Annotated in this window: 17 protein-coding genes and 1 pseudogene; 11 read left to right on the top strand and 7 right to left on the bottom strand. The window is 59.0% G+C overall.

Annotated features, from left to right (window positions below):
* Positions 1-100 precede the first annotated feature (100 nt).
* From FNY10_RS07575 to FNY10_RS07560, 4 genes are all read right to left on the bottom strand, one after another.
* Positions 101-1,018, bottom strand: a complete 918-nt coding sequence (locus FNY10_RS07575; protein ID WP_160703385.1) for a bestrophin family protein — start codon at positions 1,016-1,018, stop codon at positions 101-103.
* A gap of 400 nt (positions 1,019-1,418) precedes the next feature.
* A complete protein-coding gene (locus FNY10_RS07570; RefSeq protein WP_160703387.1) occupies positions 1,419-2,288 on the bottom strand; it encodes an oxygenase MpaB family protein in 870 nt (289 codons plus the stop codon).
* A gap of 128 nt (positions 2,289-2,416) precedes the next feature.
* Positions 2,417-2,848: an OsmC family protein gene (locus FNY10_RS07565; RefSeq protein WP_100684249.1), complete on the bottom strand. Its 432-nt coding sequence runs from the start codon at positions 2,846-2,848 to the stop codon at positions 2,417-2,419.
* Positions 2,849-3,023: 175 nt separating this feature from the next.
* A complete protein-coding gene (locus FNY10_RS07560; protein ID WP_141964621.1) occupies positions 3,024-3,908 on the bottom strand; it encodes a LysR family transcriptional regulator in 885 nt (294 codons plus the stop codon).
* A 116-nt stretch (positions 3,909-4,024) separates the two neighbouring features.
* On the opposite strand from FNY10_RS07560, the gene FNY10_RS07555 reads away from it, so the two are divergent.
* The 4 genes from FNY10_RS07555 (at position 4,025) to FNY10_RS07540 (ending at position 9,088) form a co-directional block, all read left to right on the top strand.
* Positions 4,025-4,876, top strand: coding sequence for a Vmh family MBL fold metallo-hydrolase (locus FNY10_RS07555; RefSeq protein WP_100684251.1), 852 nt, complete (start codon positions 4,025-4,027; stop codon positions 4,874-4,876).
* Positions 4,877-5,037: 161 nt separating this feature from the next.
* Positions 5,038-5,178 carry a stationary-phase-induced ribosome-associated protein gene (gene sra, locus FNY10_RS07550; protein ID WP_004861775.1) on the top strand — a complete coding sequence of 47 codons (141 nt, stop codon included), beginning with the start codon at positions 5,038-5,040 and terminating at the stop codon, positions 5,176-5,178.
* 172 nt (positions 5,179-5,350) lie between these two features.
* On the top strand, positions 5,351-7,048 hold the full coding sequence (locus tag FNY10_RS07545; RefSeq protein ID WP_100684253.1) for an NAD-dependent malic enzyme: 1,698 nt from the start codon (positions 5,351-5,353) through the stop codon (positions 7,046-7,048).
* Positions 7,049-7,387: 339 nt separating this feature from the next.
* On the top strand, positions 7,388-9,088 hold the full coding sequence (locus tag FNY10_RS07540) for an ATP-binding cassette domain-containing protein (protein WP_160703389.1): 1,701 nt from the start codon (positions 7,388-7,390) through the stop codon (positions 9,086-9,088).
* A gap of 60 nt (positions 9,089-9,148) precedes the next feature.
* Here FNY10_RS07540 and FNY10_RS07535 read toward each other — a convergent pair whose 3' ends face one another.
* Both FNY10_RS07535 and FNY10_RS07530 read right to left on the bottom strand, forming a co-directional pair.
* Complete coding sequence (locus FNY10_RS07535) at positions 9,149-10,126, bottom strand: bifunctional helix-turn-helix transcriptional regulator/GNAT family N-acetyltransferase (RefSeq protein WP_202395389.1); 978 nt, start codon at positions 10,124-10,126, stop codon at positions 9,149-9,151.
* A 201-nt stretch (positions 10,127-10,327) separates the two neighbouring features.
* Positions 10,328-10,436 (bottom strand): annotated as a pseudogene (locus FNY10_RS07530) (inorganic diphosphatase); the annotation flags it as partial.
* 149 nt (positions 10,437-10,585) lie between these two features.
* Between FNY10_RS07530 and FNY10_RS07525 the strand changes: the two are divergent.
* The 6 genes from FNY10_RS07525 to FNY10_RS07500 are packed head-to-tail and all read left to right on the top strand — an operon-like array spanning position 10,586 to position 17,701.
* On the top strand, positions 10,586-12,208 hold the full coding sequence (locus tag FNY10_RS07525) for a TIGR04028 family ABC transporter substrate-binding protein (RefSeq protein WP_160703391.1): 1,623 nt from the start codon (positions 10,586-10,588) through the stop codon (positions 12,206-12,208).
* A gap of 10 nt (positions 12,209-12,218) precedes the next feature.
* The gene (locus FNY10_RS07520; protein WP_100684257.1) at positions 12,219-13,163 is read left to right on the top strand and encodes an ABC transporter permease; all 945 of its coding nucleotides are present in this window, start codon (positions 12,219-12,221) and stop codon (positions 13,161-13,163) included.
* Complete coding sequence (locus tag FNY10_RS07515; protein WP_160703393.1) at positions 13,160-14,011, top strand: ABC transporter permease; 852 nt, start codon at positions 13,160-13,162, stop codon at positions 14,009-14,011. Before FNY10_RS07520 ends, FNY10_RS07515 begins: the two co-directional genes overlap by 4 nt.
* Positions 14,008-15,612 carry a dipeptide ABC transporter ATP-binding protein gene (locus FNY10_RS07510; protein ID WP_141964627.1) on the top strand — a complete coding sequence of 535 codons (1,605 nt, stop codon included), beginning with the start codon at positions 14,008-14,010 and terminating at the stop codon, positions 15,610-15,612. The genes FNY10_RS07515 and FNY10_RS07510 overlap by 4 nt, the downstream gene beginning before the upstream one ends.
* Complete coding sequence (locus FNY10_RS07505; RefSeq protein ID WP_141964628.1) at positions 15,609-16,598, top strand: putative FMN-dependent luciferase-like monooxygenase; 990 nt, start codon at positions 15,609-15,611, stop codon at positions 16,596-16,598. Before FNY10_RS07510 ends, FNY10_RS07505 begins: the two co-directional genes overlap by 4 nt.
* A gap of 8 nt (positions 16,599-16,606) precedes the next feature.
* Entirely contained in the window at positions 16,607-17,701 is a 1,095-nt protein-coding gene (locus FNY10_RS07500) for an alkylhydroperoxidase domain protein (RefSeq protein WP_160703395.1), read from the top strand.
* On the opposite strand, the gene araJ is transcribed toward FNY10_RS07500, so the two are convergent.
* Positions 17,698-18,867: an MFS transporter AraJ gene (araJ, locus tag FNY10_RS07495; protein WP_160703397.1), complete on the bottom strand. Its 1,170-nt coding sequence runs from the start codon at positions 18,865-18,867 to the stop codon at positions 17,698-17,700. The genes FNY10_RS07500 and araJ overlap by 4 nt on opposite strands.
* 420 nt (positions 18,868-19,287) lie before the next feature.
* On the opposite strand from araJ, the gene ppk2 reads away from it, so the two are divergent.
* The gene (gene ppk2 / locus FNY10_RS07490) at positions 19,288-20,106 is read left to right on the top strand and encodes a polyphosphate kinase 2 (RefSeq protein ID WP_141964630.1); all 819 of its coding nucleotides are present in this window, start codon (positions 19,288-19,290) and stop codon (positions 20,104-20,106) included.
* Positions 20,107-20,114 lie beyond the last annotated feature (8 nt).

Genomic DNA, 20,114 nt, shown 5'->3' with positions numbered 1-20,114 from the left:
TTGTTAACGAAAGCATAACAATCAGGATCGTAACTGTATAATCAATGTTATCTATCACGCGTTAGATTTAACTTATTTAACAGTTACGCCGGGGGAAAGATCAGGTCAGATTGTAGTAGCGGTCGGGCTGCAGCGTTTCCGGCAGCGGGTGCTGCCCGGTCATATCCAGCAGGTTGCGTTCGATGGTGTTGCACATGGCGTTGAGGGGCAAATCGTTCGCCGCGGTGCCAAACGGATCTTCCAGCTCTTCCGCCAGCGAATCCCAGGACAAGAAGGTGTAGGAGATAAAGACCGACACAAACGGCGTCATGTAGTGCAGATCGCCGACCAGCGCAAAGGGCAGCAGGGTGCAGAACAGATAGACCGTACGCTGCAGAATCAGGGTATACGCAAAGGGCACCGGCGTGCTGGCCAGGCGTTCGCATCCGCCCAGCACGTGGGCCAGCTCATCGAGCTTATTGTCCATCAGACCATAGGTGATATCGCTCACCTTCCCCGCTTCGCGCAGCTGGCCCAGCTCATGGCCGACCAGCAACAGGATGCGGTTGGTCGGCATCGAGCTGCCGAGGATCTCCGCGACGGTAGCGGGAGGCAGCAGCCGGTTAAGGTCGGCCCCGGGGTGGGTTTTACGTAACTGGTGTTTCAGACTCCAGCTAAAAGCGATCAGATAGCTGGCGATTTTTCGATGCGTTGCATGCTCCGTCGGAAGAATATTTTTCAGCTGACGCATCAGGGTACGTTCGGCAATCAGTACCGTCCCCCAAAGATTGCGCGCTTCAACAAAGCGGTTGTAGCTGGCGCTGTTGCGAAAACCGAGGAAAATCGCGATGGCTATCCCCAGCAAACTAAAGGGCGCCACGGTCAGATGGATACCCAGCTGTTCGTACCACTGATAGCTGATGATGGCGACAACCGACATCAGAACGTTAAGCAGCAGGCGGAAAATGATTTTTGACAGCACGGAGCCGTGCCAGTCAAACAGACGAAGGAACCAGTGTTGTTCTGGTCGGATGATCATTGTATGACTTCCTGAATGCCCAGCCTGGCTATAGATAATATCTATTAACCGATTGGATTGTTTTATTGAACATAAACACGACAGTGCGTTTGTTATTGGCCATTAATATGCGATGGAATAATGGCTGAAGAATTATGGTCCCTTTTTATTTATCGGGCAATATGAAAACCACTGTGGGGATGCGGGGTATAACGTCGGTAAATCACCCCTGCCATTAATGTGGCTACATAACGTCTGCCATCATCCGCATCCTGCAGGGCGTTGACGCGCCCGCGATGCCTGGGGCAGATATTGTCGATAATTTAATTCACGCAGGGTAGATAACGCGCATAAAATATAAATCCCGCCGACTTTTACTTCCTGAAATAATAGCCGACGCGCGATATCCCCGGTGAAAACGTTAATTCACCGCCATTCTGCGCATCGCGCAATGATAGGCGCCGTTGCGTACCGATGCGCGAAGCACTCTGGCAATACCGTGCACCGCGATCCGGGCGCTATGCCGCTGCCAGGGGGTCAGCGTCAGGGAGAGCATCTCCTGCGCCCAGGGCGGGAGCAGATCAATCCCGGCGCGCATCATCAACTGGCCAGGTAACTGGCTCAGGCGGCCGGGTAACCGGGTGGTCAGCAGCACATTCGCCACCTCCCGCGTACGTTCATCGCAGCGCAGACGCGGGCGCATATCCTGCAGATATTCCGCCACCTGCTGCGGCGTCAGCGGGATATCGCGGGCACCCAGACGGCGGGCAATTTCTGCCGCTTCGTGGAAATATTGCGTCTGGCGGTCCTGGCTTACCACCGTGCGCTTATAGCGCAAATGCGATGCCATAAAGCTGCTGCATTCGGCCACGTGTACCCAGGTCAACAGCGCCGGATCGCTGGCCTCATAAGGCGTCCCGTCTTTATCCTGACCGCTGACCCGCAGGTGAATCCTCTGCACTTTGGCAATCAGCCTTTGCGCATCGACGGTGGTGCCAAAGGTGGTGGCCGAGATAAACTGGCTGGTGCGCCGCAGGCGGCCGAAGATATCGTCACGGAAATTTGAGTGATCCCAGACGCCGGCCAGCGCCAGCGGATGCAGCATCTGCAGCAATAGTGCGCTCACGCCTCCGCAAAGCATCGACGTAAAGTCGCCGTGTACCTGCCAGATAGCAGATTGGGGGCCGAACAGCCCCGGCTCCCCTTTCGGGTGCTCAAAATCAATCTCTTTCAGCGCCATGCCGGTTAAGCCCAGAACCTGAGCCTCTATCATTCCGCGTATACTGGTCATTGTTTTGCCTGATGTTCTCCGTGACAGCAAAACATACCACTATTCGGCGCGAGACTCATGCGCAGGCCGTGACGTTATCCACTGCGGACAGACGCAGGGCGTGCCCGTTACAAACGGGCAGCAAAGAGTCAAGGATTCAGCTGGTAGTCGAGGCTAATCTCGGCGTTTAACACCTGTGATACCGGGCAGCCAGCTTTCGCTTTCTGGATAATGCCGTCAAAAACATCGGCTTCAATACCCGGCAGGACAATCTGACTCTGCAACGCGACCTCGGTAATCGCAAAACCGCCGCCGGATTTATCCAGCGTCACCACCGCCACCGTATCAATCGTCGTGGCCGTGTAGCCTGCTTCACTGAGCATCAGCGACAGCGCCATGGAGAAGCAAGCCGCGTGCGCAGCGCCGATCAGTTCTTCCGGATTGGTCCCTTTCACCCCCTCAAAACGGGTGTTGAAACCATACGGCTGCTGGCTCAACGCCCCGCTTTCTGTCGAAACGGTCCCCTTGCCGCTTTTTAAATCGCCTTCCCAGTGCGCCTGACCTTTCTTATGGATTGCCATGAATTCGCTCCTGTTGCTATGTCGAACCCACAGTATAGACGGTGAGACGGATCCTGGATGTGGATTAAGACAATTCCTTATAAAACAAAAAATTATCAAGTGGCGCAGTGAGTCGTTATTTTTTACACCATCATAACCATAATTCATGGCCGCCGGGGGGACAGACGCGCGTGGACTAGCTAAGCTGCGTCAGCTGCTGTTGAATCTCATCGAGAAACAGCGGTAGCGCGCTGGGCTGGTAGTCACGCGATAAATAGATGCCGTAGACGCTGAGGGCTTTCGGCGTCCAGGCCGGCAACACCGGTTTCAGCGCCCCGCTGTTAAGGGCGCGCTGGGCTTCCAGTTCCGGCAGCATCGCGATGCCGCATCCGGCTACCGCCGCTTCCAGCAATAATGAGGAGATCCCGGCGCTGAGGTTCCCGGAAACCGCCACGGCAACGGCCTCGCCCTGCGGGTCGGTAAGCTGCCAGGTCGGCGCGACAAAATGGCTGTAGTGCAGGCAGTTATGTTCGCTGAGTTCGGCCGGCGTCTGCGGCTGGCCATGGAGCTGTAGCCAACGCGGCGACGCGCACAGCACCGAACGACAGACCCCCAGCCGCCGGGCAATCGCGCCAGGCTCCGGGTTATCGGTTATCCGAATCGCCACGTCAATGCGCTCGCCAATCAGACTCACCGGATGGTTATTGATATCCAGTTCGAGGCGTAACTGGGGGTAACGGGCGAGAAAATCGGGTAACAACGGCGAAATTAAGTGCATCGCCGTAAAGTGGGCGCAGGCGACGCGCAGCGTTCCGCTGGGTACCGCCCGCTCGGTCTGCCCGGCAATTTCGTCCGACAGCTGCGTCAGACTGCGGGTTTTTTGCAGCACCTTCTCCCCGGCGGTGGTTAAGGTTAATTTGCGCGTCGAACGGTGGATCAGGCGGGTGCCCGCCCAGTGCTCCATCTGTTCCAGATAGCGACTGACCATCGGGCGCGACATCCCCAGCGCGCGGGCTGCGGCGCTCAGGCTCCCCAGTTCGCAGATCCGCATATAGACCTGCGCGGCAATAATTCTGTCCATCTTTTTTCACTTCCATCTGCACGTTTTATGAAACTCAGCATCTCTTTTTTCAGGAATTTTCGCAAATCAGGAAATCCGTAAAATAGCGTTATTCACCTGACACAGAGAAAACCGACATGAAATTATCCGCCCTTGCCGTTGCCGCCGCACTGTTCAGCTCCGCTGCGTTCGCCGCGCCTTTAACCTTGCAGACCTATAACCCGCAGGATAAAGGCATCTTCGCCGTGAACTCGACGCTGGTTTCCGGCCCGCATGAAGCGGTGCTGTTTGATGCGCAATTTAGCGTTAAAGATGGCGAAAAGCTGGTTGATATGATCCGTCAAAGCGGCAAGAAACTGAGCCGTATTGTTATCACCTCCGGCGACCCGGATTTCTATTTCGGCCTCGAACCGCTGGTGAAGGCGTTCCCTGAGGCAAAAGTTGTCGCCACGGCCGAGGTGGTTAAGCACATCGAAGCGACCCACTCCGCGAAGCTGGCATTCTGGGGCCCACAGATGAAAGACGGCGCGCCAAAGCAGCTGTACGTACCGCAGCAGATTGAAGCCAGCTCGTTCACCATTGACGGTGAAAAAGTGGAGATTCGGCAACCCCAGAACTATGCGGCGTTCGTCTGGATCCCGGCGAACAAGACCATCCTCGGGGGTACAGGCGTCGCCTGGGGTATGCACGTATGGACCGCCGATACCCAGAGCGCCGAAAGCCGCTTGCAGTGGCGTAAAACGCTCGACGATATGGCCGCGCTCCACCCGCAGCAGGTCATTCCCGGTCACTATCTCGGGACTCCGCCAGCCGCAGATCGCGCGATCGTCTTTACCCGCGACTATCTGCAGCAGTTTGAGCAGGCGCTGAAAACGCACAAAGATTCCGCTGGCGTGATCGCCGACATGAAGCAGCGCTGGCCGCAGCTGGCGGAAGTCAGTTCGCTGGAGCTGAGTGCGAAAGTGAACACCGGCGAGATGAAGTGGTAAGCGCAGATTATTCCTGATTCCAGGCGATGAAGTTGCCAGGGGCGAAAAAATAGACCACGATAGATAGCGCGGTCGCGTTAGCAGCGCGCCGCTCTTAGGGTTACATTTCGTCCGGCCACGCCGGGCTTGTCCTTGAAACAGAACTGGATTAAGGAGTAAGAATGAAATCGAACCATCAGGCACGTCATCTTCTCGGTCTGAACTATAAACTGTCCCAGCAGAAAAAAGTGGTGCTGGACGGCGATGTAGAAACGACAATTAACCACGCTCATGCCACCGGGCGTAAGCGCCGCGCGGGTTAATTTCTCAGCGGAGAGATGATAAAAACACCGTCCTTTGGTCAGGATGGTGTTTTTTTAATTCAATTTCCCCTCTTTGATAACATCTGCTCTATACTGCTTGCGCTGCTTTCCCTGCCAGCCCGCACGCTTATCGCCGCGCACGGTCTGAAGTGAACATCAAGGAGTTAGTGCGATGCAATTCACCCATAAGAAAAACCGTTCTCTGTATATCCCCTACGCTGGCCCCGTTCTGCTCGAATTCCCCCTTCTCAACAAAGGTAGCGCCTTCAGCATGGAAGAGCGCAGCAGCTTTAACCTGCTCGGCCTGCTGCCGGAAGTTGTTGAAACAATCGAGGAACAAGCGGAACGCGCATGGATCCAGTACCAGGGGTTTAAAACCGAGATCGACAAACACATTTACCTGCGCAACATTCAGGACACCAACGAAACCCTCTTCTATCGCCTGATTGGCAACCATCTCGATGAGATGATGCCGGTCATTTATACGCCGACCGTCGGCGCCGCCTGCGAACGCTTCTCTGAGATCTACCGCCGCTCACGCGGGGTGTTTATCTCCTACCAGAACCGGCACAACCTCGACGACATCCTGCAAAACGTGCCGAACCACAACGTCAAAGTGATCGTCGTGACCGACGGGGAACGTATTCTCGGTCTCGGCGATCAGGGCATCGGCGGGATGGGGATCCCTATCGGTAAACTCTCGCTGTACACCACCTGCGGCGGTATCAGCCCGGCCTACACGCTGCCTATCGTGCTGGACGTGGGGACCAACAACCAGCAACTGCTCGACGATCCGCTGTATATGGGCTGGCGCCATCCGCGTATTACCGACGATGAGTATTATCAGTTTGTCGATGACGTTATCCAGGCGATTAAGCACCGCTGGCCGGACGTTCTGCTGCAGTTCGAAGACTTCGCACAGAAAAACGCCATGCCGTTGCTCAACCGCTATCGCAATGAGATTTGCTCCTTCAATGACGATATCCAGGGCACCGCCTCGGTGACCGTAGGTACGCTGATTGCCGCTAGCCGCGGTGCGGGCAGCCAGCTGAGCGAGCAGAAAATCGTCTTCCTCGGCGCCGGTTCCGCCGGTTGCGGGATTGCCGAGCAGATTATCGCCCAGATCCAGCGTGAAGGATTAAGCGAACAAGAAGCGCGTCAGCGCGTGTTTATGGTTGACCGCTTCGGCCTGCTGACCGACGCCATGCCGAACCTGCTGCCGTTCCAGAACAAACTGGTGCAAAAACGCGAGAATCTGCAGCAGTGGGATACCACCAACGAAGTGCTTTCTCTGCTCGATGTGGTGCGCAACGTTAAACCGAATATTCTGATCGGCGTTTCCGGCCAGCCGGGTCTGTTCACCGAAGAGATTATTCGTGAGATGCATAAGCACTGCCCGCGGCCGATCGTCATGCCGCTGTCGAACCCGACTTCTCGCGTGGAAGCCACGCCGCAGAATATCCTCAGCTGGACCGACGGCGAAGCGCTGGTTGCCACCGGCAGCCCGTTCGCGCCGGTCACGCTGAAAGGTAAGCAGTATGTCATTGCCCAGTGCAACAACTCCTATATCTTCCCCGGTATTGGTCTTGGCGTCATCGCCTCTGGCGCATCGCGGGTCACCGATGACATGCTGATGGCGGCCAGTGAGACGCTGGCGAAGCACTCGCCGCTGGTCAACAACGGCGAGGGTCCGGTTCTGCCGGAGCTAAAAGATATCCAGACCGTATCGCGCGCAATCGCCTTTGCCGTCGGTAAAACGGCTCAGGAGCAAGGGGTGGCGGTGAAGACCTCCGCCGAAGCGCTGTTGCAGGCGATTAGCGATAACTTCTGGCTGCCGGAGTATCGCAACTATCGCCGGACCTCGATCTGATTTAAGCGACTCACCAACGGGCCTGACAACGGCCCGTTTTTTCTGTCGCCGCCCCACCATCTTTAGTCACTAGCCAAATATCCTCTTCCCGTCTAGACTGCCTTTACCCATCAACTGACTGAACTTAAAAGGAGGATCCCCATGCTGTCTTGTGAAATGTTTATTTTTTCACTGACCATTGGCGATCGTGCCCACTCAAGCGTTATCGGTATCGTGCTGCGATAACTTCAGCTTGAGCGAAGACACTTAGACCAATTCCCTTCCCTCGGGCTTACCGGGTTATCGTCAGCGATGTTTGACGAGGCGTTTTTACGCCTGTAACTCTTGAGTAAGTTCACTATGAGCACATTATTTACCGCGCAGTCTCTGCATGTTGAAACGGCATTCGGCCCGCTTTTCACCGACCTCTCCTTTACCCTGAAAAAAGGCGATCGCATCGGCCTGATCGGCCATAACGGCTGCGGCAAAAGTACGCTGCTCCAGGTACTGGACGGCACGCTGACGCCCGCTACCGGTAGCGTGGCGCTGGCCCATCATTGCCTGCTGGCACGGGTTGAACAACACCTGCCGGATGCCCTGCTCCAGCAATCGCTGATCGAGGGGGTTCTGGCGCGACTCCCCGCCAGCGGACGTGAACAACAGCGCTGGCAGGCAGAGCGTCTGCTGGCGGAAATGGGGTTCGCGACGGCGGAGTTCACGCAGCAAGCGGCAACGCTGAGCGGCGGGCAACATACCCGGCTGCTGCTGGCCAGAGCGTTAATTCTGCAGCCGGATCTCCTGCTGCTGGACGAGCCCGGCAACCATCTCGACCTGCCGACCCTGTTGTGGCTGGAAAGCTTCTTGCAAACCTGGCAGGGGAGCTTCGTGCTGGTGTCCCATGACCCCATCTTACTGGATGCTGTAACTAATAGCAGTTGGATCCTGCGCGACAGAACCCTGCACGCCTTCTCTCTTCCCTGCAGCGCGGCGCGCCTGGCGTTGGCGGAACGCGACGAAAGCAATGCCCTGCGTCATAAAGCCGAGCAGCGAGAAATCGACCGCGTCACCGCCAGCGCTAAACGGCTGGCCACCTGGGGACAGGTGTACGACAACGAAGATCTGTCGCGTAAAGCCAAACAGATGGAAAAACAGGTCGCGCGCCTGAAGGAGAGTCAAACCGAGCTGACCGCCGGTACGCCGTGGCGCCTGGCGCTCAACGGTGACGCCCTGCGGGCCGATCGTTTACTTGAGATGGAGCAACTGCCGGTCCCCCCGGCTCCGGGATTGCCCGCCCTGTTCACCGCCGGGCTGGCGCGCCTGCGCAGCGGCGACCGGGTGGCGATTATGGGGCGTAACGGCGGCGGGAAATCGTCGTTGCTGCGCCTGCTGTGGCGGCAAATGCAGCAGGCGGCGCCGGATGCCGGACTGCGTCTGCATCCGCGATTGCATCCGGGTTACTACGACCAGACGCTGCATCAGCTGGCGGATAACGCCACGCTGCTGGAAGCGCTGGAGAACTTCGAACCCGCTGGCGAACGCCGTAAGCGGGCGTTGATTTCCGCCGGTTTCGGCTGGAACCGTCACGGGCAAAAGGTCAGCACCCTCAGCGGCGGCGAACGTTCCCGGTTGCTGTTTGTCGGTCTGTCGCTGGCCAGCTATAGCCTGCTGCTGCTGGATGAGCCCACCAACCATCTGGACATGGAGGGCAAAGAGGCGCTGGCCGCCTCTTTGCGCGAGTATTCCGGCGGTCTGCTGCTGGTCAGTCATGACCGCCAGTTAATTGATAGCAGCTGTAACCGCTTCTGGCTGATTGATGATAACGGGCTCAGCGAGTGGCATACCGCCGACGAAGTCTATGCCCGCCTGCGCGAGGTCGACAGGCGTGTCGAAGCGGATGCAACGGCTATCGTCGCCGACGACCATGACGCCCTGCTGGAACGGCTAATCGATCTCGAACAGCGGCTGGCGGATGATATATCGCGTAAACCTAAGCACCAGAAGCCGCACCTGCAGGCCCAGTGGCGTGACGAGATAGCGGTCATTACCGCCAGACTGAGTTAACGGAGGCTAAATCCCTGGCTAAGGTGGAGACACTTTAGCCGGGGTCACGGCGCACGGCGGTCAGGCCGAAGCAGAATCGGTCTTGTCGCGGCTGAACTGCTGTTCGGTCATCATCATCCCCCACTGATCGCCCTGCCACTGTTTATGTAGCGTAAAGCCGAATTTTTCGTACAGCGAGCGGGCAGCGTCAAGTCCGCTGAAGGTCCACAGCTGGACGGCAGCAAAAGCGCGGCGGTCGCAAAAAGCCATCGCCTCCGTCAGCAGACGTCGGCCAACGCCACGGCCCCGACAGCTGTCGTCGAGAATAAACCAGCGTAGATGCGCCTGGTTGTTGCCCAGATCTTCGCCATCGATAGCCACAGAACCGACGATGTTACCCTCCTGCACCGCCAGCCAGATGTGATTGCACTGCGCGTTAAGTCGGGCGGAAAATTCCGCCAGCCCGCAGGCAACCTTACCTTCGAAGACGTGGCCGAAACCGTGGTGCCGGGCGTAATATTCGCCGTGCATCTGCGCGATGCGGCCAATCATCCCGGGTCGATATCCGCTGACAATCGTCACCTTATCAGTCGCCGCAGGCCGCTGTACTTCGCGGCATTTCGCCAGCGCCTGCGCGTACGCCGTCAGCCCCAGCGCCACGTTTTGCTGTTGTCCGGCATCGAGATGCATCAGGGCATCAACCACCCGCATCGCCCCGTACTCGTTGATCCGCCTGACCGTCACGCACCCCTGTTGCGTCAGTTCGAGCCGTTTAAAGCGAGCATCTGCACCATCGGGTTTTTCCTGTAACTCGCCGGCGGCCAGCAGACGGGACACCATGCGGCTGACGCTCGATTTCTCCAGGCCCAGGATCTGCACCAGCTGCGCGGCGGTCATCGCCCCGTGTGCGGAAATTTCCAGCAGCGTATGCACGGCGGAGGGAGAATAGTCGGTGGCCGCCAGCGTGGAATTCATGAAGCCAAGCTCACGAACCATCAGACGGGAAGAGCGGCGTATTTCATTAATGAGCGATTCGTTAATCAGCGATGGAGGTGTCATGGCGATCGGTGCAGGCGAGTTAATGGTTGTACAATACAACCATCATCACCCTCACCCTGTCAATCCACGCCGCCACTGGGCTAACCGGCCCGATGAGGATTTGCTTCCGGCCAGGCCGCTCTTTTACAGGATGAAAAATGGCCTGATCCGGCCATTGCCAGACGAAAAAATCACCGCTACTGGGCAGAGCCTGTTTTTATCTTATTGTGGATTTTTGGCTTTACCAGGCATCCCAGGCCTGTTTGATCTCCTGCTTCGCCGCAGCGGCATCGTTAAAGCCGTCCAGCGCCACTTTTTTACGCCCGTCCGGTTCATGCCGCCTCACCGGCTATCCCCATGGGGAATATTTCCCCGCTGCGACAAATGCCTTTTCCGCAAATGCTTAGCGCAATTCGTTGGTTCCCTTGTTTATATCTGCGCCCGATGATGGCAACACAATAGATAACAAAGGAATTCACCATGCAAAACCGTTTTCGTCTGCCCGCGTTGGCAGCCCTCTTTTTATCCGGCGCTTTTTCCGTCTGGGCCGCCGATACACCGGTCAAGGGCGGGACATTAATCTATCTGGAGCAGCAGCCGCACACCAATCTCTATCCACCGGCCGGAGGATTCTATCCCAACGGCGGCATTCTCAATCAGATAACCGATAAGCTGACCTGGCAAAACCCCAAAACGCTGGAGATCGAACCGTGGATTGCCGAGAGCTGGACGACGAACGCCGATAAAACCGAATACACCTTTACGCTGCGTCCCGGCATCACCTTCTCCGACGGCACCCCGCTGGATGCCAACGCGGTGGCCAAAAATTTTGATACCTACGGTCTTGGCAATAAAACCCAGCGGCTGCCGGTTTCTGAGGTTATCAACAACTACGACCATAGCGAAGTCATCAATCCGCTGACGGTGAAGTTTTACTTCAAAAAACCGTCGCCAGGATTCCTGCAGGGTACCGCCACCATTGGCTCCGGGCTGGTCTCTCTCAGCACCTTGCAGCGTAATTTCGACGAACTCGGCGATGCGCGTAATATTATCGGCTCCGGGCCCTTTATCGTTAAAGATGAAAAACCGGGTCGCGAGCTGACGCTGGTCGCCCGCAAAGACTATCAGTGGGGGCCGAAAAACCTGGCTCAACAAGGGCCAGCCAACCTCGACGGCATTACCTTTATCGTCACCCCGGAAGACAGCGTGCGTATCGGGGCATTACTGGCGGGTCAGGCCGATTTTATCCGCCAGGTGCAGGCCTACGATGAAAAGCAGGCGACCGACCAGGGATTCCAGGTGTATGCCGCCCCCACCCGCGGCGTCAATGACAGTCTGAGTTTCCGCCCGGATAACCCGCTGGTTTCCGACCTGCGCGTCCGCCAGGCACTGCTGCACGCCACCAACGCCAGACAGGTGGTCGAGACGCTGTTCTCGGCTAACTATCCACAGGCGACGTCAGTGCTGGCCCGTTCAGCGGCAGGCTACGTCAACCTCAGCGGCAAGCTGACCTTCGATCAGGCCAGGGCCCGGCAGCTGCTCGATGAAGCCGGCTGGAAACCGGCCGCCGACGGGATCAGAGAGAAAGATGGCCAGCGCCTGGCGCTGACGGTTTATGAATCTCTGCCGCAGCCGCAAAACAAAGAGGTGCTCCAGCTGATTGCCCAGCAGTGGCGCCAGGTAGGGGTGGCGCTGAGCGTAAAAGCCGGCGATGCCGGTAGCCGGGTTATTGATAACCTCGATCCGCTGAAGACCCCGCTGACCGTTTCGGAAGTGGGTCGCGCCGACCCGGACGTGGTGAAAAGCATGTTCTTCCCGGCCAACCGCGATGCTCTGCTGCAACAGGGCGGCTCCAGCGACAAAGTGCAGCGCTTTCGCGACGATAAGCTTAACGCTCTGCTGACCGCGATTTCCGCCGAAGTCGATGCGCAAAAACGCCTGCAGCTGACCGGCGATGCCCAGCGCTATCTGCTGGATAACGCCTACGTGATCCCGATATTTGAAGAGCCGCAGGTCTTTGCCGGTGCGCCTTGGGTGAAGGGCGTAAGCTTTGAAGCCGTCGGCCGACCGTCGTTCTACGGCAGCTGGCTGGAAAAACACTAAGGAGTCTGGGATGAGCCATAACCTTCTGCGACGTCTGGGCCAGAGTTTGCTGGTGCTGTGGGCGGCCTTTACCCTCTCCTTCGTGCTGCTGCAGGTGCTGCCGGGGGATGCGGTATTGATCAAGTTTCAGAACCCGGATCTCGGTCTCAGCCCGGCGCAAATCGCCGACATGCGCATCGCCTACGGTGCCGACAGCCCGGTCTGGAAGCAGTATTTCCATACCTTAGCGGCGATGCTGCAGGGGGATTTTGGCTACTCGTTACAGGCCGGTATTGCGGTCAGTACCCTGCTGGCCAGCAACCTGCCGGACACCCTCAGTCTGGCAATCCCGGCGTTTATACTGGCTATCGCGCTGGCCTTTAGCCTGGCCTTCGCCTCCCGTCTGCCGGGGCTGCGCTGGCTGAGCAATACCTTACAGTCTTTGCCGGTGCTGTTTATCTCGCTGCCGACCTTCTGGTTGGGGATTGCGCTGATTCAACTTTTCTCCTTCCAGTTGCGCTGGATCCCGGTGATTAATCCTGGCCCGCTACAGGGGCTGATACTGCCGATCATCGCCGTCGCGGTGCCCATTTCCGCCCCGCTGGCGCAGATCCTGATGCGCAGCATGGACCAGGTGGCCGCCCTGCCGTTTGTCGCCGTCGCCCGCGCCAAAGGGATGAGTGAAACCGGCGTGCTGTGGCGACACGTCACCGGCAACGCCCTGCTACCGGCGTTGAATATCGCCGGGCTGCTGCTGGGGGAGCTGATCGCCGGGGCATTGATTACCGAAACCGTCTTCGGCCGCGGCGGTCTGGGTCAGTTGACCCAGCAGGCGGTCAACAACCAGGATATTGCCGTATTACAGGCGGTGGTGATGATCTCCGCCCTCGCGTTTGTGTTGATTAATCTGCTGGTGGATCTGCTGATGCCGCTGTTCGACCCCCGCCTGAAAACCGTAACCGGAGGCGTGGTATGAGCCTCGTTGATTACGCTACCGCCGCCCGCCGACGGGCGCCTGGCCGTCGGCCGCTACGTTTCCAGCCGGGGCTATGGCTCGCCTGGAGCATCATGTTCATCGCGCTGTTGATGGCGATCGCCCCGCAGCTGTTCAGCGACTATAACCCGCTTGATGGCACCTCCGGCGCGCCGCGTCTGGCACCGCAGGCGGGCCACTGGCTGGGAACCGACCAGCTGGGTCGCGACCTGTGGACGCGGATCGTCTATGGCGCGGCGCACTCGCTTTCCGCCGCGCTGGCGGCTGTCGCTATCGGCCTGCTGGTCGGTACCGCGCTCGGTACGCTGGCCGGTGCCGTTGCCGGGCGCGTCGAGTCGCTGGTGATGCGGCTGGTTGATGTCCTGCTGGCCATCCCGTCGCTGCTGCTGTCGTTAACGGTGATTATTCTGCTCGGCTTCGGCACCGTGAACGCCGCGGTGGCCGTGGGCGTCGCCGCTATTGCCAGCTTTGCCCGCCTGGCGCGCGCGGAAGTGGTCCGCGTGCGCCGCAGCGACTATGTCGAAGCGGCCTTTGGCAGCGGCGGCACCTTCTTTGCCGTGTTCTGGCGGCATATTTTACCCAACTCGCTGACCGCCGTACTGGCCTTCGCCACGCTGCAGTTTGGTCAGGCGATCCTCGCCCTCTCCACCCTGAGCTTTCTCGGCTACGGTACCCCGCCGCCGGTACCGGAGTGGGGGCTGTTGATTGCCGAAGGACGCAACTATCTCTCGACCGCCTGGTGGCTGACCACCTTCCCCGGCGTGGCGGTGGTTGCCGTGGTGCTGGCCGCCAACCGTATCAGCCGTCAATTTAGCGGAGAGCGCTCATGAACGTCTTACGCGTGGAAAATCTGCGCATCAGCTACCGATCGCAGCACCGCTGGCAGGAAGTGGTGCATAACGTCAGCTTCAGCCTGCAACGCGGCGAAATGCTGGCCTTTGTCGGGGAGTCCGGGTCCGGTAAAACCACCACCGCCCAGGCCATTATCGGTCTGCTGGCGAATAATGCCCGGCGCGACAGCGGACGAGTGGAAATTAACGGCGAGGATATCAGCGGCTGGTCGGGGAAACGACTTGATAGTCTGCGCGGCACGCGCATCAGTCTGGTCCCGCAGGATCCGGGCAACTCCCTGAACCCGGTACAAACGATCGGCGCGCAGGTTGGCGAAATACTTCGTCTGCACCAGAAAGAGCCCGCCGCCGTGCGTAAGCAGCAGGTGCTGGCCCTGTTAAGCAAAGTTGGCCTCAGCCATCCCGAACAGCGCTTTTATCAGTATCCTCATCAGCTCTCCGGCGGCATGAAGCAGCGGGTGTTAATTGCCATCGCTATTGCTCTGAAACCGGACTTAATCATTGCCGATGAACCGACCAGCGCCCTCGATGTTACCGTCCAGAAACGCATTCTCGACCTCCTCGATACCCTGCGCCGGGAGTCCGGGACGGCGGTGCTGCTCGTCACCCACGATCTGGCGCTGGCGGCGCAACGCGCCGACCGGCTGCTGGTTTTTCGCCACGGAGAAGTTCAGGAACAGGGCCTCACCGCGGATATCGTCCGCGCGCCACAACACGCCTACACCCGCCAGCTGTTGAGCGATCTGCAGGGAATCCAGCCTACCATCGGGACAGCGCCGCGCCACCCTGTGGCGACGCCCGCTATCCGCGTCGCCAATATCAGTAAACGTTTTTCGCTGGGCGATGCCGGGCTACAGGCGCTGGACGCCGTCAGCTTTGAGGTCAAACGCGGCACGACCCATGCGTTAGTTGGCGAGTCGGGTTCGGGCAAAACCACGCTGGCGCGGATTCTGCTCGGTTTTGAACAGGCCGATAGCGGCCACATCGCCATTGATGGTATTGATGCCGGTCATTTAAGCCGCGAGGCGCAGCGCCAGCTACGGCGTAAAATTCAGTTCGTTTATCAGAACCCGTTCGCCTCGCTCGACCCGCGTCAGACCCTGTTTGAGATTATCGAAGAGCCGCTGAAAAATTTCGACCCGCTGAGCCCGACCATCCGCCGCTCCCGCGTCGAAGCAGTTGCCGCCCGGGTCGCGCTGGCACCGGAGCTGCTGACGCGAACCGCCCGCGAGCTCTCCGGCGGCCAGCGCCAGCGGGTCGCCATTGCGCGGGCGCTGGTGCTGGAGCCGACGATCCTGGTCCTCGACGAAGCCACTTCCGCGCTGGATGTCACCGTGCAGGCGCAGATTCTCGCCCTGCTTCAGCAGCTCCAGCAACAGCTGGGGCTGACCTATCTGTTTATCACCCACGACCTGGCGACGGTGCGACGCATCGCGCAGAGCGTTACGGTACTGCGCGCCGGTCAGGTCGTGGAATACGGCGAGGTCAACCGCCTGTTTAGCCAGCCGCTGCACCCCTATACCCGCGAGCTCATCGCCGCCATTCCCCACGTATCCACCCTGAGCAAGGAGATCGCATGACGCGTAAACGCCTGGGTTTTTTCACCCGCCTGCTGGACTCTGCCCCTGCGCAACAGCGCTACCGGCTGGCAACCGAACAGATTCGCCACGCCGAACGTCTCGGCTTTGACAGCGCGTGGATTGCCCAGCATCACTTCCACGAGCATGAAGGCGGCCTGCCTTCGCCGCTGGTCTTTCTCGCCCACGTGGCGGCACAGACCGCACATATTCGCCTCGGTACCGCCATTATTACGCTGCCGATGGAGAACGCGCTGCGGGTCGCCGAAGACGCGGCGGTGCTGGATCTCCTGGCCAACGGACGTCTTGAGGTCGGCTTTGGCTCCGGCGGTACGCCAACCTCATTTCTGCCGTTTGGCTTAACCAGCGAGCAGCGGGGAGCCGTGTTCGCCGAAAATCTGCATCTGATCCACAGCGCCTGGCGCGGTGATTCACTGGGCCATCCGGAAAATCATCTCTATCCACCGGCGCCGCAGTTGGCTGAACGGATCTGGATAGCGACCTTTTCAATTGACGGCGCCGTTCGCGCCGGTCAGGCCGGTCACGGCCTGATGCTCTCCCGTACACAGCCGCGCCCGCTCGGGCAGCCGGATTTAGCGCTTGATGCTATCCAGAATCCCCTGATCGATGCCTACCTCGCGGCGTTGCCCGCTGGCAGAGCGCCAAGGATCCTCGCCTCGCGCACCGCCTTTATTGCCGACAGCCAGCAGTACGCCCTACAGGTCGCGGAACCGGGATTACGCCAACAGGCGGCGGCACATCGCGCTGCCGGACATGAGATAATCGGTGACACTGTCACGGATTATTTGTCGCAGCTGGATGCCCATGTCGGCGATGTTGAACATGTGCAGGCATCTCTGGCGCGGGACAGCGTGCTGGCCCGCGTCACCGATATTTCGTTCCAGGTGCACTCCGTTGAGCCCTCGCACCGTGACACGCTGCGTTCCCTTGAGCTGATCGCTCAGCATATCACCCCGCAACTAAGGTAGGAGTCACCATGACACTGAGTCAGGATATTTTGGCAGAGCTGGCAGAGATTTCCCCGGGTTCCCCATTAGCCGAGGCCCGGGCCGTGCGCGACGCGGCGACCCGCCACGCGCAGGGCAGCTACGAGGTGCTGTTCAGCCAGCAGGATGAGGATTTTCCACCCGATGAGCGTTTTGCCGTCGCCGCCAGAGTGGCGAAGCTGCATCAGGCCGATGCGCTGGCCGCCCACTATGCCGGTTTTGGCCTTGCCGACCCGACCTCCGCGCGGCTGACCGCGGCGCTGGCGTTTGCCCGCCTGCTAACCTTCAGCCCGCTGGAGGCCACGCCTTCGGCACTGCAGGCGCTCACCCGCGCCGGCTGGACCCCGCGTGGGATAGTCACCCTCGCCCAGCTAATCGCCTTCGTCAGCTTCCAGAGCCGGTTACTCAACGGCCTGCGCTTATTGAACGGTAAACCCTTCGCCAGCGCCGATACGCCGGTGGCGGCCGGTTTCTGGCATACCACCCGGCAAACCGTCAGCGGCAAGCGGGCCCCAGGACATTTCACCCGCGATGAACTCAACTGGGAGCCCTGGCTTGAGGCCAAACCGCTGGAAGCCTTCAGCGATGATGAACAGGCGATTCTGGCGAAATTTGGCCATACGGATTCCCCCTATTTTCGCCTGCTGGCGCGCAATCAGCCGGTGCTGGAGCAGCGCACGCTAACCGACAAAGGCATCTTCTATACGCCCGGCGGTCTGCCGCGCGCGGAACGGGAACTGGCCGCCACCGTCGCCAGTAAGGTTAACGGCTGTATTTACTGCGCATCGGTGCATGCCCGCAAGGCGGCGCAGTTGGCAAAAGATGAGAGCGCGATAGAAACGCTGCTGGCGGTGACGCCGGGGGAAACATTGAGCGACGGCCAGTCGCCGCGCTGGCGGGCGGAAATAGATTTCGCCGCCGCCCTTTCCGTCACGCCGCCGGCCCTGACCGCCGCGCATCTCCATGGCCTGCAAGAGCAGGGTCTGGATACCCTGGCTCAGCTTGATTTACTGCAATCGGCGGCCTTTTTCGCATGGGCCAACCGGCTGATGTTAACCCTCGGCGAGCCGTGGGAAATCGATTAATCCATCGTGCCCGCGATCGGGCGGTTCCGCTGGCCGCGGGCGTAAAGCAACAGCGATGTCATCGCGAGGAAGGAGAGGAACGCCGCCGGGAGCGCGATCGTATTCCAGCCAAAGCCGGAGGTAATCATCATCCCGCCGCAAAATGCGCCGAGCGCGCTGCCGAGGTTGAAGGCTATCTGCCCGCCAGCCGCCCCCAGCATCTCTCCGCCCCGCGCATTTTGCAGCAATAAGATTTGCAGCGGCGCCGCCAGCGCAAAGAGTCCGGCACAGCACAAAAATGCCAGCAGCAGCGACGCCGTTTTATGGTCACCAAAGAGAAAGATCAGCAGCATCACCGCCACAATAGCGCCGTCGGTGGTGGCCGCGATGCGCAGCGGGCTGTAGCGAGCGGAGATTTTCCCGCTCAGCAGATTACCGATAACCATCCCCAGCCCCACCAGCATCATGATGGCGATCATCGCGCTTTCGGAAAACCCGGAGACATGGAGCATAAACGGTTTGATATAGCTGAACCACGTAAATACCCCGGCATTGCCAAACAGGGTCGCAGCGAAAATAAGCCACGGCGCAGGCGACGATAAGAAATGAAACTGTTCCCGCAGTCTTGTCGTGGCTCGATCATAGACCGTCGGAACCCACCACAGAATCGCCATCAGCACCGCAACGTTGAAAAGCGCGATGCCCAGAAAGGTATAGCGCCAGCTGAACTGATGCCCCAGCCAGGTTCCGGCGGGAACACCGATCAGGTTAGCCACCGTCATACCGGCAATCATCCCGGCCACTGCGGCGGTCACTTTGCCCGGCGGCGCCACCTTCGACAGAATAATCGCCCCGACGCCAAAAAAGGCACCATGCGGGAAGCCGGACAGCAGGCGGCCTGCTGCCAACATGGGGTAGCTGGAGGAAAAGGTAAACAGGGTATTCCCGAGAATACACAGCGCGGCCAGGAACAGCATCACCGACTTTAATGAAAAGCGGCTGGAAAACAGCGCCATCACCGGCGCGCCAATCACCACGCCAAAGGCATACCAGGCTATCATATTGCCGGCGACAGGAATCGAGATCCCGACATCGCGAGCGATCTCCGGCAACACGCCCATAATGCCAAATTCCGCCATGCCCAGGCCGAACGTGCCCAGCGCGAGCGAAAAAATCGTCTTTTTCATTCAGTTAATCACGTATTTTGCCTTTTCGGTCGGCATTATTGACCATTCGGGATCGGCAAACCAGACAAAAACGTGCGCTGACCCGTTTGTCCATAAAATAACGCGATCCATTCATGCGAGTCATGGTCTGGCAGAGAAGAAGGCAGGAAGCCTCGATGCGGCGCCCGCCACACCGGCAATGCTCATGAGCAAGGCCTGGCGGTCTGGTGACCCGCAGTCGGCAAACGGGATGCGCTCGCCCGCGCAAGCAACGAAAAACCGCGCCAAATCTGCATAAGTCAGCGTCCTCCTGGCTTGTGACACCGCGCAGCGTTATCTGTTTATCGACGAAAATTGCATAATGTCCGCCAGTCTCGCCCGGGGTGATTACACTTTACGTTACACAAGCCCTATTTCCCCTCTCATAACGGAGCGATAGCCATGGGAAACAACAAGAAGGCCAGGGGTGTAGCGGGTTCGAGTAAATTGAAGCCGCTTGGCGAGAAAGAGTATGAAAAAGCGCTGCGTAAACTTCACGTTGAGCTGGTTAAATTACAGCTGTGGGTGGTCAGCCAGGGACTGAAGGTCTGTATTGTGTTTGAAGGCCGCGATGGCGCCGGTAAAGGTGGCACCATTAAAGCGATCACCGAGCGGGTCAGCCCGCGCGTATTCCGGGTGGTTGCTCTGCCGGCCCCGACCGACAAAGAGAAGACCCAGCTCTATTTTCAACGCTATATCCCGCATCTGCCGGCCGCCGGCGAAATCGTCATTTTCGACCGCAGCTGGTATAACCGGGCCGGCGTTGAACGGGTGATGGGATTTTGCACCGCCGACGAAGTGGAAAAATTCCTCGAGGGGGCGCCGCTGGTAGAGCGCTCGATGGTAGAGTCCGGCATTATCCTGCTCAAATACTGGCTGGAGGTGACGCCAGAGGAACAGGAACGTCGGCTCCGCGACCGCATCGATGACGGGCGCAAAATCTGGAAATTGTCGCCGATGGATATCAAGTCGTTTAACCGCTGGGATGAGTTCACGCAGGCCAGGGATGCGATGTTTGCCGCCACCGATACCGCCTGGGCGCCGTGGTTTGTCGCCCGTTCGGAAGAGAAGAAGCGCGTGCGCCTGAATATCATTACCCATCTGCTGTCGCAGATCCCCTATAAGAGCGTGCATACCGAACCGGTAAAATTACCCAAACGTAAAATCGGTAAAGTGAAAACCGCCAATTATCCTTTCCGCTTTATTGCCGAGCGCTTCTGAGCGCTGAC

Origin of the sequence: Klebsiella sp. Lac1, from assembly GCF_009825425.1 — a bacterium.
GTDB classification, from domain to species: Bacteria; Pseudomonadota; Gammaproteobacteria; order Enterobacterales; family Enterobacteriaceae; genus Klebsiella; species Klebsiella electrica.
The sequence above is the reverse complement of the archived record's forward strand: the minus strand, read 5'-3'. Positions and strand labels throughout refer to the sequence as shown.